Source organism: Paraburkholderia strydomiana (assembly GCF_031456815.1).
Taxonomy (GTDB): Bacteria; Pseudomonadota; Gammaproteobacteria; order Burkholderiales; family Burkholderiaceae; genus Paraburkholderia; species Paraburkholderia caledonica.
The window spans coordinates 1-14,929 of record NZ_JAVDVL010000007.1; the positions used below are offsets into that span (position 1 = coordinate 1).

At 61.4% G+C, this 14,929-nt stretch carries 12 protein-coding genes; 3 read left to right on the top strand and 9 right to left on the bottom strand.

What is annotated here, in order from left to right; all coding sequences use genetic code 11:
- Positions 1–239: 239 nt before the first annotated feature.
- The gene (locus J2W46_RS19530) at positions 240–1,310 is read left to right on the top strand and encodes an IS110 family RNA-guided transposase (RefSeq protein ID WP_310355586.1); all 1,071 of its coding nucleotides are present in this window, start codon (positions 240–242) and stop codon (positions 1,308–1,310) included.
- Between the two features lie 704 nt (positions 1,311–2,014).
- Here J2W46_RS19530 and J2W46_RS19535 read toward each other — a convergent pair.
- The 4 genes from J2W46_RS19535 to guaB form a co-directional block, all read right to left on the bottom strand.
- Complete coding sequence (locus tag J2W46_RS19535) at positions 2,015–3,319, bottom strand: tyrosine-type recombinase/integrase (protein WP_310355587.1); 1,305 nt, start codon at positions 3,317–3,319, stop codon at positions 2,015–2,017.
- Between the two features lie 222 nt (positions 3,320–3,541).
- Positions 3,542–5,125, bottom strand: a complete 1,584-nt coding sequence (gene guaA, locus J2W46_RS19540) for a glutamine-hydrolyzing GMP synthase (protein ID WP_310355589.1) — start codon at positions 5,123–5,125, stop codon at positions 3,542–3,544.
- A gap of 221 nt (positions 5,126–5,346) precedes the next feature.
- Entirely contained in the window at positions 5,347–6,162 is an 816-nt protein-coding gene (locus tag J2W46_RS19545) for a hypothetical protein (RefSeq protein ID WP_310355590.1), read from the bottom strand.
- Positions 6,163–6,168: 6 nt separating this feature from the next.
- The gene (gene guaB, locus J2W46_RS19550; RefSeq protein ID WP_020065652.1) at positions 6,169–7,629 is read right to left on the bottom strand and encodes an IMP dehydrogenase; all 1,461 of its coding nucleotides are present in this window, start codon (positions 7,627–7,629) and stop codon (positions 6,169–6,171) included.
- 245 nt (positions 7,630–7,874) lie between these two features.
- Here guaB and J2W46_RS19555 point away from each other — a divergent pair, with 245 nt between their 5' ends.
- On the top strand, positions 7,875–8,852 hold the full coding sequence (locus J2W46_RS19555) for a DMT family transporter (protein WP_310355592.1): 978 nt from the start codon (positions 7,875–7,877) through the stop codon (positions 8,850–8,852).
- A gap of 28 nt (positions 8,853–8,880) precedes the next feature.
- Here the strand turns inward: J2W46_RS19555 and J2W46_RS19560 are convergent, their stop codons facing one another.
- Both J2W46_RS19560 and J2W46_RS19565 read right to left on the bottom strand, forming a co-directional pair.
- Positions 8,881–9,213 (bottom strand): RnfH family protein, encoded by a 333-nt coding sequence (locus tag J2W46_RS19560; RefSeq protein WP_310355594.1) that lies wholly within the window; start codon positions 9,211–9,213, stop codon positions 8,881–8,883.
- Positions 9,210–9,647 carry a type II toxin-antitoxin system RatA family toxin gene (locus J2W46_RS19565; RefSeq protein WP_006048694.1) on the bottom strand — a complete coding sequence of 146 codons (438 nt, stop codon included), beginning with the start codon at positions 9,645–9,647 and terminating at the stop codon, positions 9,210–9,212. The genes J2W46_RS19560 and J2W46_RS19565 overlap by 4 nt, the downstream gene beginning before the upstream one ends.
- A gap of 100 nt (positions 9,648–9,747) precedes the next feature.
- On the opposite strand from J2W46_RS19565, the gene smpB reads away from it, so the two are divergent.
- Positions 9,748–10,194: an SsrA-binding protein SmpB gene (smpB, locus tag J2W46_RS19570; RefSeq protein ID WP_020065648.1), complete on the top strand. Its 447-nt coding sequence runs from the start codon at positions 9,748–9,750 to the stop codon at positions 10,192–10,194.
- 202 nt (positions 10,195–10,396) lie between these two features.
- On the opposite strand, the gene J2W46_RS19575 is transcribed toward smpB, so the two are convergent.
- The 3 genes from J2W46_RS19575 to ppsA form a co-directional block, all read right to left on the bottom strand.
- Positions 10,397–11,329 carry an SPFH domain-containing protein gene (locus tag J2W46_RS19575; protein WP_310355596.1) on the bottom strand — a complete coding sequence of 311 codons (933 nt, stop codon included), beginning with the start codon at positions 11,327–11,329 and terminating at the stop codon, positions 10,397–10,399.
- A 59-nt stretch (positions 11,330–11,388) separates the two neighbouring features.
- Positions 11,389–11,844: an NfeD family protein gene (locus tag J2W46_RS19580; protein WP_310355598.1), complete on the bottom strand. Its 456-nt coding sequence runs from the start codon at positions 11,842–11,844 to the stop codon at positions 11,389–11,391.
- A 188-nt stretch (positions 11,845–12,032) separates the two neighbouring features.
- Positions 12,033–14,438: a phosphoenolpyruvate synthase gene (gene ppsA / locus J2W46_RS19585; RefSeq protein ID WP_027804254.1), complete on the bottom strand. Its 2,406-nt coding sequence runs from the start codon at positions 14,436–14,438 to the stop codon at positions 12,033–12,035.
- Positions 14,439–14,929 lie beyond the last annotated feature (491 nt).

A 14,929-nucleotide genomic window follows, 5' to 3' on the forward strand; every position in this document is an offset into this window, starting at 1 on the left:
GCAAGCCAGCCTGTCTGCCACAACACACGATAACTTGCTCAAACGGGACGCGTTCATATAGACCCATCATGACGATTCACTCCCGTCGTTTGATGTCTTCCAGGATACCCAACATTCCGCATCCACGGCGACTTTTTTCAAATGTGAGGGACTTCCCCGTCCCGGTGCGACGCTGAAGTCGCAGGCATCAAGTGCCATGATTGAGGTGCCATCCATCAATCGGAACAGGAGGGGAAGTCATGGACCAGCTTACTACCGTCGGAATCGACCTGGCAAATGACATCTTCGCGGTCTGCGTGCTTGACAGTACCGGTGCCGTGTTGCAGCGCCGCGTGCTGCGACGCGAGGCGTTCATGCGATGGGCCGAACAGTTGTCCCCCTGCCGCGTCGCAATGGAAGCCTGCGGTTCTTCTCACCACTGGGGTCGCTGGTTTGCCGCACGTGGTCATACCGCCCGGCTCATTCCCGCCGAGTTCGTCAAACCGTTCAGGCCGGGAGGCAAGAACGATGCAGCCGATGCCGAGGCGATCGCTGTTGCGGCCCGCCAGCCAACGATGCGCTTTGTGGCGATCAAATCTGTCGAGCAGCAGGCCATTCTGGCGTGGCATAGCGTCCGTCAAGGATGGCAGGAGGAACGGACTGCACTGCTGAACCGCACGCGCGGACTGCTGGCCGAATTCGGGGTGGTGATCGCGCGTTCGGCAGACCGCTTGCTCAGCGCGTTGCCCATACTGATCGAAGATGCCAGACTGCCTGACCCGGTGCGTGCCATGTTGCTCGAAGTGCGTGAACAACTGGTCGCGTTGAACCTGCGGCTCGCCCGCTGTGACCAGCAGATCGCCACGCACGCCAGATGCAGTGACGTCGCAAGACGCGCCGGCGAACTGCTCGGCGTCGGTCCGTTGACCTCAAGTGCCGTGGCCGCTACGGTGCCCGATGCGAAGGTTTTCAGAAATGGCAGACAGTTTGGCGCCTGGCTGGGCTTGACGCCGCGACAGCACAGCTCGGGCGGCAGGACCCGGTTGGGGCACATCAGCCTGCGTGGAAACGTCTATCTGCGCACGCTGCTCGTCCAGGGCGCCCGAAGCACATTGCAGTCTGCGTTGCGTGCAGACCCCACGCACGCAAGCCGGCTGCAACGGTGGATCAGGCAGCTTCACGAACGCAAGGGCTATCACAAGACGCTGATTGCAATTGCCAACAAACATGCCCGGATGCTGTGGGCGATGCTCGCAAAGAACGAACACTACGACGCCGACGCGTGGCAACGCCATCCCATGTATGCGCCGCTAGCGCCCGCAGCAGTATGACCCGATTGTCCTGAAACTCAACTACTGCTCGACGCGATAGCAAGACGAGGTCGGACCGAACGGGAGAAGAACCCGACGATTCTGTTGGCGAGTCATCACCGCACGCGGCGCGTCGCTGAGTGCCTGTTCGCCGGTTTTCAAATAGGGTTCTCCTGGGCGGCTCATATCGTGGCCCGCCCGATACGTCTCGGGCAATAAAGGCCGTTTGCAAAGACGCAGTCTGTTCCTGGTATTGCTTCGACGCGACAGCAGCAGCCGACTTGAGGAGAATGAAATGACTACGCCAACCGGCCCACCTGCAAGTGCGCGTCACATGTCCGCAAACGTCGAAAAAATCGAACCCCGACCTTGACTCTAGGGGGAAGTCCTTGCAAACAGAATCGACCGACACTTGCCCGTCGTCCTGCACGTGTGCGCTACAGGGGTGCGTGTTGCGGGTCAGACTGTAGTCGACCATACCCCTGAGGCCCCCCAAGATGATCGCTCCATCTTTCACGCGGCACAAAGTTCGATCCGTCGGGATGGTCTGACGTATAGACACAACCCCGCGAACGTCGCGCGGACTCAGGCCAAGCCATGTTCCCAAGCATCGATCATAGTGTGCGGGTAAATTGCGGGTAAAAATCAACCAATCCACTCTGAAATGAGCTTTGGGCGTCACACCACATAGCTTTCCACCATCCTGGATTACTCCTGAACAACAGCTAAGCGGTCGACGTCAAAGGACTTCTGGTCGGTCGTACCCTTGCGCCGTTGTCTATTTCAGGGTCCTTCACGATCCACCCGTCAAGCATCTCAGCCCATGTCTGTAGCATCCCCCTTCGCTGGTCGGCATATTCGGCCTTGTTGTACACAGCGCGCACCCCACGCTGTTCGTGTGCGAGACATTTTTCTATCCAGTCGCTGTTGAACCCGGCTTCATGCAGTTGCGTGCTCGCCGTTCTCCGCAAGTCATGAACCGAGAAGGACTCGAAATCCGGTGTCCCACTCTCACGAATCAGTCTGACCGCGCTGTCAATGACGCGATTCAGTGTGGCCGCGCTGATAGGCAGTTCTAGTTCGTATCTCCCAGGGTGCAGGTACGAGCTCGCGCCAAAACATGTTTTGAAGGTAACCAGAATGTCCAGGGCCTGCTCGCTTAGATAAACGTTATGCGGACGCCCACCTTTCATACGGTCTTTCGGAATTGTCCAGATCGCCGCATTGAAGTCCACCTCATCCCACTTGGCCAGAATGAATTCCGACTTGCGCACCAACGTCAACAGCATGAACTTGACCGCCAGACGCAACGTAGGGAGCGTAGGCGTGCGCTCCAGGGCCTCGAAAAACATGTGAATCTCCCCGGGTGTCAGTGCCCGATCCCGCGGTTTGAAAGTAGCGATCGCGGATGGCCGAATGTCTTGCGCAGGATTGGCTAGCTTCAGCCCTCTTGCCTGCACAAAACGGTAGACCTGGAGAACGATGTCGCGGGCCTGAACGGCAGGTGCAGCCGCACCCCGCTCCTTGATCTTCTCACACCTCATCAGGAGTCTTGAAGGTGTGATCTCTTCGAGCTTCAGCCGCCCGAACTCCGCTGCGAGATTCCGGTCGTAGACGGACTTCCTCATCGCGCGGGTCGACTCCGCGAGCTTGGCTTCCACGAAGTATTTTTCGGCCCATTTCCCGAACGTCATCGCGTCGGCCGCTTCTACGCGCTTTTCAACCTTGCTTCTGGACGGACTGGCGCCCTGCTCCACTTCCCGACGAGCACGCTCAAGTAGCAACCTTGCTTCCGCAAGACGCATCGACATGCCAAAGGAAAGTTCGTCGGCAGCGCGAGCGCCGCGCGCAGGCAGCCCGGGATCGTAGCGGCCAATGACCAGGGTCTCCCGGCGACCATTCAGACGATAGTCGAAGCGAAAACTCACCGCTCCGGCCGAGGTGACCGCCACGTACAGGCCACGCTGATCCGTGACCTTGTATATCCTGCCGGTCGGTCTGAGCGCCCGCAATTCGAGGTCCGTCAGCATGCAATCCTCCATGAACTGATACCGTGTTTGATACCGTCACGCGCCGTGACGGTATCAAAATGGATCGTCTGCAGAAAAAGATGCTATACCGTCGCTCATGCCGTCGGCGACGGAACGCTGCCGACGGACGGCAGCGGACCAAAATAGTCGATAAACCCTTGTTTTTGTGTGGGAAGTCAGGGAATCGACGGACCTCTGCAGACCACTGCAGAGGATCCTAAATTACTCCCACTCGATCGTCGCCGGCGGCTTGCCCGAGATGTCATACACCACCCGGTTGATCCCGCGCACTTCGTTGATGATGCGGTTCGACACATGACCCAGCAGCTCATGCGGCAGATGCGCCCAATGCGCGGTCATGAAGTCCAGCGTCTGCACGGCGCGCAGCGCGACCACGTACTCGTAAGTGCGGCCATCGCCCATCACGCCGACGCTCTTCACCGGCAGAAACACCGCGAACGCCTGGCTCGTCAGGTCGTACCACGACTTGCCGGTTTCCTTGTCGATGAACGTGCGCAGCGTCTCGATGAAAATGGCGTCTGCGCGACGCAGCAGATCCGCAAAATCGCGCTTCACTTCGCCGAGAATCCGCACGCCCAAACCCGGGCCCGGGAACGGATGGCGATACACCATTGCCGGCGGCAGACCGAGCTTCACACCGAGTTCGCGCACTTCGTCCTTGAACAGTTCGCGCAGCGGTTCGAGCAGCTTCAGGTTCAACGTTTCAGGCAGGCCGCCCACGTTGTGGTGGCTCTTGATAGTCTGCGTCGCCTTCTTGCCCTTGCCCGCCGATTCGATCACGTCCGGATAGATCGTGCCTTGCGCGAGCCACTTCGCGTCGGTGAGCTTGCCGGCTTCCGTCTGGAACACCTCGACGAACTCCGCGCCGATGATCTTGCGCTTCGCTTCCGGGTCAGTCACGCCTTCCAGCTTGCGCAGGAACACGTCGCTTGCGTCGACATGAATCACCTTTACGCCCAGGTGATCCGCGAACGTAGCCATGACCTGCTCGGCTTCGTTCAGGCGCAAAAGGCCATGATCGACAAACACGCAGGTGAGCTGATCGCCGATCGCGCGGTGCAGCAGCGCCGCCGCCACCGACGAATCCACGCCGCCCGACAAGCCGAGAATCACATGTTCGTTGCCGACCTGCTCGCGAATCTTCGCGACTGCTTCGTCGATATAGTGGCCCATTTCCCAGTCGGGCCGCGCGCCGCAAATCTGCAGCACGAAGCGCTCGAGCATCGCACGGCCTTGCACGGTGTGCGTGACTTCCGGATGCCATTGCAGGCCGTAGAGGCGGCGCGTCTCGTCGGCCATTGCGGCGATCGGGCACGATTCCGTCGACGCCATCAGCGCGAAGCCGGGCGGCATTTCGAGCACCTTGTCGCCGTGGCTCATCCACACCTTCAGCATGCCGTGACCTTCCGGCGTAGTGAAGTCGCTGATGCCTTCGAGCAGGCTCGTGTGATTGCGCGCGCGCACTTCGGCATAACCGAACTCACGCAAATGGCCGATGTCGACCTTGCCGCCCAGTTGCTCGGCCATGGCCTGCATGCCGTAGCAGATGCCGAGCACCGGCACGCCGAGTTCGAACACCGCTTGCGGCACGCGCGGCGTATCCGTTTCGGTGACGGAGCTCGGGCCGCCGGACAGGATCACGCCCTTCGGCGCGAAGTCGCGGATGAACGACGCATCGACATCGTACGGATGAATTTCCGAATACACGTTGGCTTCGCGAACGCGACGTGCAATCAGTTGGGTGACTTGCGAACCGAAGTCGAGGATCAGGATCTTGTCATGCATGGCAGCGGACGGAGTCAAAAGTGAGCGGATACGGAATGCCGCGCACGAAGCGCGGCGTTGAATTCAAAGCGGTCCACGCAGACATGCGGGCCCGCGGATGCGATGGCGAAACGCGATGATGAAGCCTGTGTGCGCCTGGTCCGCCACTGCTGCAGAGAACTGCCTGCGGCGCGCGCGTACGGATTGCGGTTGCTTCGGCGAATGCAGTGGCGCGCGGCGCGTCAGCCATGAAACGGGGGCCGGGGCGCATTGGGCGCATCGGCAGCGGCATTGCGGGCCTCGTCGCGAGCGACAGCAGCTTGCGCGCGTGCAGCGCGTTCGGATGCGCTCAGGCCGGGCTCGTCGACTGCCGGATGCAATGGCGCGGTAGATGCCGAGCCGAGGGGCCGCGTGTCCGGAGCAGCAGGCACCGCCGTCGCAGCAGGCATAGCCGGCTCGACGAGCGGCTCCGCGCGATACACCGGGAAGCCCGCCGTAGCAGGCACCGCGGGCTCGCGCCGGCCGTCCGTGCTTGCAGTGCTGGTTGCCGTGTTGATTGCCGCTTCGTTCGCCGCCCTGTTTGCCGCATTTTTGGCGGCGTCTTTCGCGGCCTGCTTTTCCGCACGCTCCGCGGCAGTGGCTTCAGCGACGCGCAACTTCTCGCGCCGCCGCACCGCGCCCGACAACCGCACACCGCCCAGACCCAGCACCAGCAACACCACACCCGTGAGCACCGCGACGATCTGCCCGAAGCCGGTCAGCGCCGGCGTATGCAAACCGAGCAGCCAGACCAGCATCAGCACGCCGGTCAGCCAGTTCACGTGGCCCACAGCCCTTGCAACCGACGACGTCAGCCCGCCGTCGATCGACGCATGCAACGCGAGCCACGCGAGCCCGATCAACGCAATGCCAAACGCCTGGCCGACCAGCGCCGGCTGCGTTTGCACCAGCAGCAGCGCGTTGTACAACGAAGTCCACGGCGTCAGCAGGAACAACAGGCCGAACGCGAGCAGCAACAACGCGTCGACGATCAGTACAGCGCGCAGCAATGGCTTCATTGGCGTTTAGTCCACGTGGTAGTTGGGCGCTTCCTTGGTGATTTGCACGTCGTGCACATGCGACTCGCGCAAGCCCGCTCCCGTGATCTGCACGAACTCGGCCTTGTCGTTCATCTCGGCAATCGTGCGGCAACCGCAGTAGCCCATGCTGGCACGCACGCCGCCGATCAGCTGGAACAGGATCGCGTTGACCGAGCCCTTGTAGGCGACGCGGCCTTCGATACCTTCCGGCACGAGCTTGTCGATGTTTGCCGAGTTGTCCTGGAAGTAGCGGTCCGCCGCGCCGTCCTTCATCGCGCCGACCGAACCCATGCCACGGTAGGACTTGTACTGGCGGCCCTGATACAGGAACACGTCGCCCGGCGCTTCTTCGGTGCCGGCGAACATGCTGCCCATCATCACGGCATTTGCGCCCGCTGCAAGCGCCTTGCTGACGTCGCCCGAGAAACGCACGCCGCCGTCTGCGATAACCGGCACGCCGGTGCCCTTCAGCGCTTCAGATACGTTCGAGATCGCGGTGACCTGCGGCACCCCCACGCCCGCGACGATTCGCGTCGTGCAGATCGAGCCCGGGCCGATACCGACTTTCACACCGTCTGCGCCGTATTCGACGAGCGCCTTGGCTGCCGCCGCGGTGGCGATGTTGCCGCCGATCACCTCGACGTGCGGGAAGTTCTGCTTGACCCAGCGCACGCGCTCGAGCACGCCCTTGCTGTGACCGTGCGCGGTGTCGACGACGATCACGTCTACGCCCGCCTGAACCAGCAGTTCGACGCGCTCTTCGTTGTCCGCGCCGACGCCGACCGCCGCGCCCGCGCGCAGCTTGCCGTGTTCGTCTTTACAGGCGTCCGGGTGCTCGGTCTGCTTGGTGATGTCTTTCACCGTCATCAGGCCGCGCAGTTCGAATGCGTCGTTGATGACGAGCACGCGCTCCAGCCGGTGGCTGTGCATCAGCGCCTTGGCCTCGGCGAGCGAGGTGCCTTCCTTGACGGTCACGAGCCGTTCACGCGGCGTCATGATGTTGCGCACCGGCTCGTCCAGACGCTCTTCGAAGCGCAGGTCGCGATTGGTGACGATGCCGATCAGCTGCGCGCCTTCCACAACCGGGAAACCGGAGATGCCATGCTGTTGCGACAGTGCAATGACGTCGCGCACCTTCATTTGCGGCGGCACCGTGATCGGATCGCGGACGACGCCTGACTCGAAACGCTTGACCTTGGCCACTTCACGCGCCTGCTCGGCCGCCGTGAGGTTCTTGTGGATGATGCCGACGCCGCCCATTTGCGCCATGGCGATAGCGAGGCGGGCTTCGGTGACCGTGTCCATAGCGGCGGACACGAGCGGCATATTCAGGGAAATATTGCGGGTCAGCCGGGTCTTGAGGCTGGTGTCGCGCGGCAGAACATCGGAGAAGGCCGGGACGAGGAGCACGTCATCGAACGTGAGTGCTGTTTGGATCAGACGCATGGCAAATCCTATAGGCGCAAAAGCGAATTATACGCGATACCTCCCCGCTTTTCACTGCGCGAACAGCAGCTTAGCGAATTTCGGGTGCTTTTTTTCGTGGCTTCGCGTCCGCTATTTCGCTTCGTCTTTCGCCTCGGGTTCGATCGCGTTTCGTTTGCTCGCCTCGAATGCAGAATCAAACAAGACGCGCGCGGCGCCCAACGGCTAATCTGCAGCCCATCCCGGTTTTCTTGCAGGAGCAGTCGATGCAGCGCGGTGTCGCATATGGAGTGATAGCTGGAGCCTTGTGGGGCATGGTTTTTCTGGTCCCGCGGGTGCTGCCGGACTTTTCACCGCTTCTGCTGTCCGCCGGCCGGTACACCATGTACGGCGTCGTCTCGCTGGCAGCGGCGCTGCCAATGGCGCGCTCGCTCGTCAAACGCCTGACTCGCGAGGACCTGGTCGCGCTCGTCAAGCTCGCGCTGGCCGGCAATCTGCTGTATTACCTGCTGCTGACTGCCGCTGTGCATCTGGTCGGGATTGCGCCGGCGTCGCTGATCGTCGGCGTGCTGCCCGTCACGGTGACGCTGATGGGCCGCGGCGACCACGGCGCGGTGCCGCTTTCCCGCCTCGGCTGGCCGCTTGCGATGGTGATGGCCGGCATCGCCTGCATCAATATCGACGTCTTCACGGTCGCCGAAGGCACGCCGGTCAGCGTTCTCACCAAAATGCTCGGCCTCGCCTGCGCGGTCGGCGCGCTCGGCTGCTGGACGTGGTTCGCAGTGGAAAACGCTCGCTACCTTCAGCGGCAGACGCGTTTCAGCGGCAACGAGTGGTCCGTGCTGTGGGGCGTGGTGACGGGCATGCTCGGCGCCGCGCTCTGGCTCGCGGCCGCCGCGCTGCCGCCGGGCGGCCCGCAAGGCGAACTGGCGTCAGGCCGCTGGCACAGCTTCTGGATGCTCAACCTCGGTCTCGCGATTGGCGCGTCGTGGCTCGGCAACGGGCTGTGGAACGCGGCGTCGAAGCGGCTGCCCCTCACGCTTTCCGGCCAGTTGATCGTCTTCGAAACGCTGTTCGCGCTGCTCTACGCGTTCATTTACGACGAACGGCTGCCGCGGCCGTTGGAGATCGCGGCAATCCTGTTACTGGTGGCGGGTGTGTGCTGGTCTGTGCGTCAACATGCGGATGACGATTCCGGGGGCGCCACGCCGATCGGGAAAAAGGCGCACGGTTCGGCGCCCTGAAGTGGGCGATGCGCCTGTGAGCCGGCGCCTACCGCGAATCCTTGTTCTGCCAGCGGCGGCCTTCAATGGAGCCCGCCTTCCGGGTTTTTTCGACGCGGCGTTGGCGAGAAACCTTCGGGTCCACCAGCAGCGGCCGGTAGATCTCGACGCGGTCGTGATCGGCCAGCGCCGTATCGAGTGGCTTGAGCTTGCCGAACACACCGACCTTCTGCGTGCGCAGATCGATCTGAGGATAACGCTGCAAAACGCCGCTAGCCTCGATCGCCTGCATGAGTGTGGCGCCCGCGGGCAGTTCGACGTCGATCAGCGCCTGCTCGGTCGCGAGCGCATAACAGACCTGAACGGACAGACGTTCGCTCATGCCTTGCCGTAGCGCTGATCGGCGCGCTTCACGAACGATTCGACGAAAGTATTGGCGATGTGATTGAACACAGGCCCAATGATCTTCTCGAGAATGATGTTGGTGAACTCGTAGTGCAGCGCGAATTCGATCTTGCAGGCGTCAGCGCGCAACGGCGTAAAGCGCCAGAAACCGGTGAATTTGCGAAACGGGCCGTCAGCGAACTCCATGTCGATACGCGTGGGCCGCTCCATGCTGTTGCGCGTGGCAAAGTGTTGCTTGATACCCTTGAAGTTGATGTCGATCTTCGCCTCCATGCTGGTGTCGTCCCGGTGGCGGACCTCCACTCCTCCGCACCAGGGCAGGAAGTTGGGGTAATCGGCGACGTCGGTGACGAGGTCGAACATCTGTTCCGCCGAATGGCGGATCAACACGGTTTTTTGGACATCTGCCATAAATTGAACAGCGCGCGGCGAGGGTGGACGAGCGCGGCGGGCTTTCCTTGCCCCGCTTTGCTAAAATCGTGATTTTAAACGAGTTGGGCACTTTCCATTCATGAGCATTATCGACAACAGAAAAGCCTTCTACGACTATTCGGTCGAAGAACGCTACGAAGCAGGGCTCGTGCTCGAAGGATGGGAGGTCAAGGCCTTGCGCGCCGGCCGTGGCCAGATCAAGGAAGGTTACGTCGTGATCCGTAACAACGAACTGTTCCTGATCGGCACGCATATCAGCCCGCTGCCCGAGGCCTCGACCCACATCACGCCCGATCCGGTCCGCACACGCAAACTCCTCTTGCATAGCGAGGAAATCAGCAAACTGATCGGCAAGGTCGAGCAGCGCGGCTATACACTCGTGCCGCTGAACTTTCATTACAAGGGCGGCCGCGTCAAATGCGAAATCGGTCTCGCCAAGGGCAAGAAGCAGCACGACAAACGCGAAACCGAGAAAAAGCGCGATTGGGAGCGCGAAAAGGCGCGTTTGATGCGCTCGCCGGGCTGAGGTCTTGCTCGCTCTGCGTCGTTCGCTTTACGCGACGCGAAAGAACTATCGCGCGGATATGCCGCACCTTGCCCCCGAGGCCGCCGCATCTTTTTTCAACTGATCTAACAAAAATGGCCCGCACTGATGCGGGCCATTGTTTTTGCTGCGCCATTATTGAAACGGTCTTACGGCCGACTCGCCCGTGCCTCGCCCGGACTGGTCAGTGCGCGTCCGCCACACCCTTGCCTTTATTCACGATGGCGAGCGCCGACGCGATCATCGAACTCATGTCCGACAGATTGCCCGGCACGATCAGCGTCGTGCCCTGCTTTGCCAGATTGCCGAACGCGTTCACGTATTGCTCGGCGACCTTCAGATTCACCGCCTCCATGCCGCCGTTCGACTGAATCGCAGCGGCAATCTTCTGAATGGCCTGCGAATTTGCGTCCGCAACGGCAAGAATCGCCGCGGCCTGACCTTGCGCCTGGTTGATCGCCGCCTGCCGCTCGCCTTCCGATTTCTGGATCGCCGCTTCGCGGCCGCCCGACGCGATATTGATCTGCTCCTGCTTGCGCCCTTCCGACGCCGCGATCAACGCGCGCTTCTCACGCTCGGCGGTGATCTGCGCCTGCATCGCGTGAAGAATTTCCTTTGGCGGCGTCAGATCTTTGATCTCGTAGCGTAAGACTTTGACGCCCCAGTTCGCCGCAGCTTCGTCGAGCGCGGAAACAATGCTGTGATTGATGAAATCGCGCTCTTCGAAAGTCTTGTCGAGTTCGAGCTTGCCGATCACCGAGCGCAGCGTGGTCTGCGATAACTGCGTGATTGCAAACACGAAGTTACTCGACCCATACGACGCCTTCATCGGATCCGTGACCTGGAAGTACAGCACGCCATCGACCTGCAACTGCGTATTGTCGCGCGTGATACAGACCTGGCTCGGCACTTCGAGCGGGATCTCCTTGAGAATGTGCTTGTAAGCGATCCGGTCGACGAAAGGGAACACGAAGCTCAAACCCGGCGTCAGCGTGCTGTGATAGCGGCCAAGGCGCTCGAGCACCCACGCGTGCTGCTGCGGCACGATCTTGATGGTCTGCGCCGCCAGCACGATCACGATGACCAGGAACACCGCCCCGATGATGGTCGAATCCATATCTGCACTCCAGAACCGTTAGTTGGTTTAATTAATTGCTGCGAGCCTACCGGTCAATATCAAAGATGCGCCGCATTGGACCGTGCGTGCTGCGCCGCGGCCACCACGAGGCAACTGCCGCGCAACTCTTTGATCTCGTAAATGCGCGCATCGTCCGGCTCTCCGGGCGCGAGTTCGACGTCCCATTCCGCACCGCGATAACTCACTCGCGCACGACGCTCGTGCCATGCCGGCACGCTCACCGTCTGACCGATGTCGAGATTGACGTCCGGATTCCTGGACGCCTCCTTGCGCGTTCTGCGGCCGAAATGCGAACGCCTCAGCACGAGCACTGCGGCGAGCGCGACGGTCGCCGCGACCGCGAACTGCATGTCTGCTGCAGCGCCCGCGATATGCGCAATAGCTGCAGCGACGCAACCGAGCGCGATCATCAGCAAATAGAAAGTGCCGCTGAGCAACTCCAGCACGACTAGCACACCGGCCCCGACCCACCAGAACAGTCCACCTGGCGCCACTTCGACCTCCACAAAGCAAAACACCCCGGATCTACCGGGGTGTTTATAGCACGAAGCGGATGCGGATTACCGGCATCGAACGTGCGGTTGGGCCTGCCTTTGATGCGCGTTCGATGTGCTTTCGCTACGCGTTCGATCAGCCGCGCGTTTCGTCATGCGTGCCGCTTACGGCGCGGCACGCGCAACGCTTACTTCGTCGACGTCTTTGCCAGCTGTTGCCAGGTCTCGATGATCGTGTCCGGGTTCAGCGAGATCGACTTGATGCCTTCGTCCGTCAGCCATTGAGCAAAGTCGGGGTGATCCGAAGGACCCTGACCGCAGATACCGACATACTTGTCGAGGCGCAGGCACGTTTCGATCGCGCGCTTGAGCATGAACTTGACCGCCGGGTCGCGTTCGTCGAAATCGACGGCCAGCAATTCCATACCGGAGTCGCGGTCGAGGCCGAGCGTGAGTTGCGTCAGGTCGTTCGAGCCAATCGAGAAACCGTCGAAGAACTGGAGGAATTCCTCTGCCAGAATCGCGTTCGACGGCACTTCGCACATCATGATGAGGCGCAAGCCATTCTCGCCGCGCTTCAGGCCGAACTTTTCGAGCAGCCCGACCACGCGCTCGGCCTGCTTGAGCGTACGCACGAACGGCACCATGATCTCGACGTTGTCGAGGCCCATCTCTTCGCGCACCTTCTTCAGCGCGACGCATTCCATCTGGAACGCTTCGGCGAAGTCTTCAGCGATGTAGCGCGATGCGCCGCGGAAGCCGAGCATCGGGTTTTCTTCGTCCGGCTCGTAACGCGAACCGCCGATCAGCTTCTTGTACTCGTTCGACTTGAAGTCCGACAGACGCACGATCACGGGCTTCGGATAGAACGCTGCAGCAATCGTCGCGATACCTTCGGTCAGCTTGTCGACGTAGAACGCGCGCGGCGAGGCGTGACCGCGAGCGACGCTTTCCACGGCCTTCTTCAGGTCCTGATCGATGTTCGGATATTCGAGAATCGCCTTCGGATGAACGCCGATGTTGTTGTTGATGATGAACTCGAGCCGTGCGAGACCCACGCCGGCATTCGGCAGTTGCGAGAAGTCGAAAGCCAGTTGCGGGTTGCCGACGTTCATCATGATCTTCACCGGAATCGGCGGCAGGTCGCCGCGCTGCACTTCGGTGATTTCGGTTTCGAGCAGACCGTCGTAGATCTTGCCTTCGTCGCCTTCAGCGCACGAGACGGTGACGAGCGAGCCCTCTTTCAGCACGTCGGTCGCGTCGCCGCAGCCCACCACGGCCGGCACGCCCAGTTCGCGCGCGATGATCGCCGCGTGGCAGGTGCGCCCGCCCCGGTTCGTAACGATCGCGGATGCGCGCTTCATCACCGGCTCCCAGTTCGGGTCGGTCATGTCGGCGACCAGCACGTCGCCCGGCTGCACACGGTCCATTTCCGACGGATCGTGAATCACGCGCACCGGACCCGCGCCGATCTTCTGGCCGATCGCGCGGCCGGTGGCCAGCACGTTCGATTGTCCCTTCAGCTTGAAGCGCTGCTCCGCCTTGCCGGTCGCCTGGCTCTTCACCGTTTCGGGACGTGCCTGCAGGATAAAGATCTTGCCGTCGCGGCCGTCTTTGCCCCACTCGATGTCCATCGGACGCTCGTAGTGTTTTTCGATGATGACCGCGTACTTCGCGAGCTCGATCACGTCTTCGTCAGTAATCGAGAAGCGGTTGCGCTGTTCGTGCGGCACGTCGACAGTCTTCACGCGGCCTTCTTCGCCGGCCTTCGTGAATTCCATCTTGATCAGCTTGGAGCCGATCGAACGGCGGATGATCGGATACTTGCCTTGCGCGAGCGTGGTCTTGTAGACGTAGAACTCGTCCGGATTGACCGCGCCTTGCACGACGGTTTCGCCCAGACCATAGCTCGACGTGATGAAGACCGCGTCTTTGAAGCCGGATTCGGTGTCGAGCGTGAACATCACGCCGGCCGCGCCGACGTCCGAGCGCACCATGCGCTGAACACCAGCCGACAACGCGACTTCAGCGTGCGTGAAGCCCTTGTGTACGCGATAGGAAATAGCGCGGTCGTTGTACAACGACGCGAACACGTGCTTCATGCGATCGAGCACTTCCTCGATGCCGACCACGTTGAGATAGCTTTCCTGCTGACCCGCGAACGATGCGTCCGGCAAGTCTTCCGCCGTTGCCGACGAACGCACGGCAAAGGAAAGCTCTTCAGGCGAGCTGTTTTGCAAGGTCTCGAAACCTGCGCGGATGTCAGCCTCGAGTTGCGGCTGCAACGGCGCTTCGACGATCCATTGACGGATCTCCTTGCCCGCTTCGGCGAGCGCCTTCACGTCGTCGACGTCGAGCGTCTCCAGACGTTTGGCGATGCGCTCGGTCAGGTTGTTGTGATGCAGGAAGTCGCGGAAAGCCAGCGCCGTCGTGGCGAAACCGGTCGGCACGCGCACGCCCGCTTCAGCGAGCTGACTGATCATCTCGCCTAGCGACGCGTTCTTGCCGCCGACAATCTCCACATCGGTCATCCGCAACTGCTCGAACGGAACTACATATGCCCTATCCTTTGCGACGGTAACTGCGTTAGTCATACAAGCCCCTAAGTGTGAAAGAAATTCACGGCTGTGCAAGTGGGCTCGAACGCGAGACGCCCATTGGGAGCGTGACCTCGCGTCTTGCACAACCTGTTGGAGAAGCAATCGCTTACGGAGCTTACGGCGCTTGCGTACCACGCCGATGCAACGCGCTTGTGCAATGCATCACGCCGGCAACGCCAATGAAGCCAACGAAGCCAACCGGGGCGACGAAGAGCGCGAATGCCCGGATTTAGCGATCGATGCGCCGCGTTCCGTGGCGTTTGACGTCCGATAGCGGAGCGTTGAACGACCGTTCGCGGCGAGTTAGGCGCCAATCGCCTGCAATTGCTTATCCAACAGGTTGCCGCTATTCTACCGTGCCGACTCTCGAAATGTGACTGTCGGACGAGAATTGCGCCTCCAACCGCGCCCGGACCGCCTGCGCGGCTCTTTCAATCTTTTCCGAAGAGTCTGCAGGTGCTTCCCCGGCGCAGTAGCGGTGCCCA

What these genes read in the sequence shown, in the direction of transcription:
- J2W46_RS19530 (WP_310355586.1), top strand. Translation starts at nt 240, where the DNA reads ATGGACCAGCTTACTACCGTCGGAATCGACCTGGCAAATGACATCTTC.
- J2W46_RS19535 (WP_310355587.1), bottom strand. Translation starts at nt 3,319, where the DNA reads ATGCTGACGGACCTCGAATTGCGGGCGCTCAGACCGACCGGCAGGATA.
- guaA (WP_310355589.1), bottom strand. Translation starts at nt 5,125, where the DNA reads ATGCATGACAAGATCCTGATCCTCGACTTCGGTTCGCAAGTCACCCAA.
- J2W46_RS19545 (WP_310355590.1), bottom strand. Translation starts at nt 6,162, where the DNA reads ATGAAGCCATTGCTGCGCGCTGTACTGATCGTCGACGCGTTGTTGCTG.
- guaB (WP_020065652.1), bottom strand. Translation starts at nt 7,629, where the DNA reads ATGCGTCTGATCCAAACAGCACTCACGTTCGATGACGTGCTCCTCGTC.
- J2W46_RS19555 (WP_310355592.1), top strand. Translation starts at nt 7,875, where the DNA reads ATGCAGCGCGGTGTCGCATATGGAGTGATAGCTGGAGCCTTGTGGGGC.
- J2W46_RS19560 (WP_310355594.1), bottom strand. Translation starts at nt 9,213, where the DNA reads ATGAGCGAACGTCTGTCCGTTCAGGTCTGTTATGCGCTCGCGACCGAG.
- J2W46_RS19565 (WP_006048694.1), bottom strand. Translation starts at nt 9,647, where the DNA reads ATGGCAGATGTCCAAAAAACCGTGTTGATCCGCCATTCGGCGGAACAG.
- smpB (WP_020065648.1), top strand. Translation starts at nt 9,748, where the DNA reads ATGAGCATTATCGACAACAGAAAAGCCTTCTACGACTATTCGGTCGAA.
- J2W46_RS19575 (WP_310355596.1), bottom strand. Translation starts at nt 11,329, where the DNA reads ATGGATTCGACCATCATCGGGGCGGTGTTCCTGGTCATCGTGATCGTG.
- ppsA (WP_027804254.1), bottom strand. Translation starts at nt 14,438, where the DNA reads ATGACTAACGCAGTTACCGTCGCAAAGGATAGGGCATATGTAGTTCCG.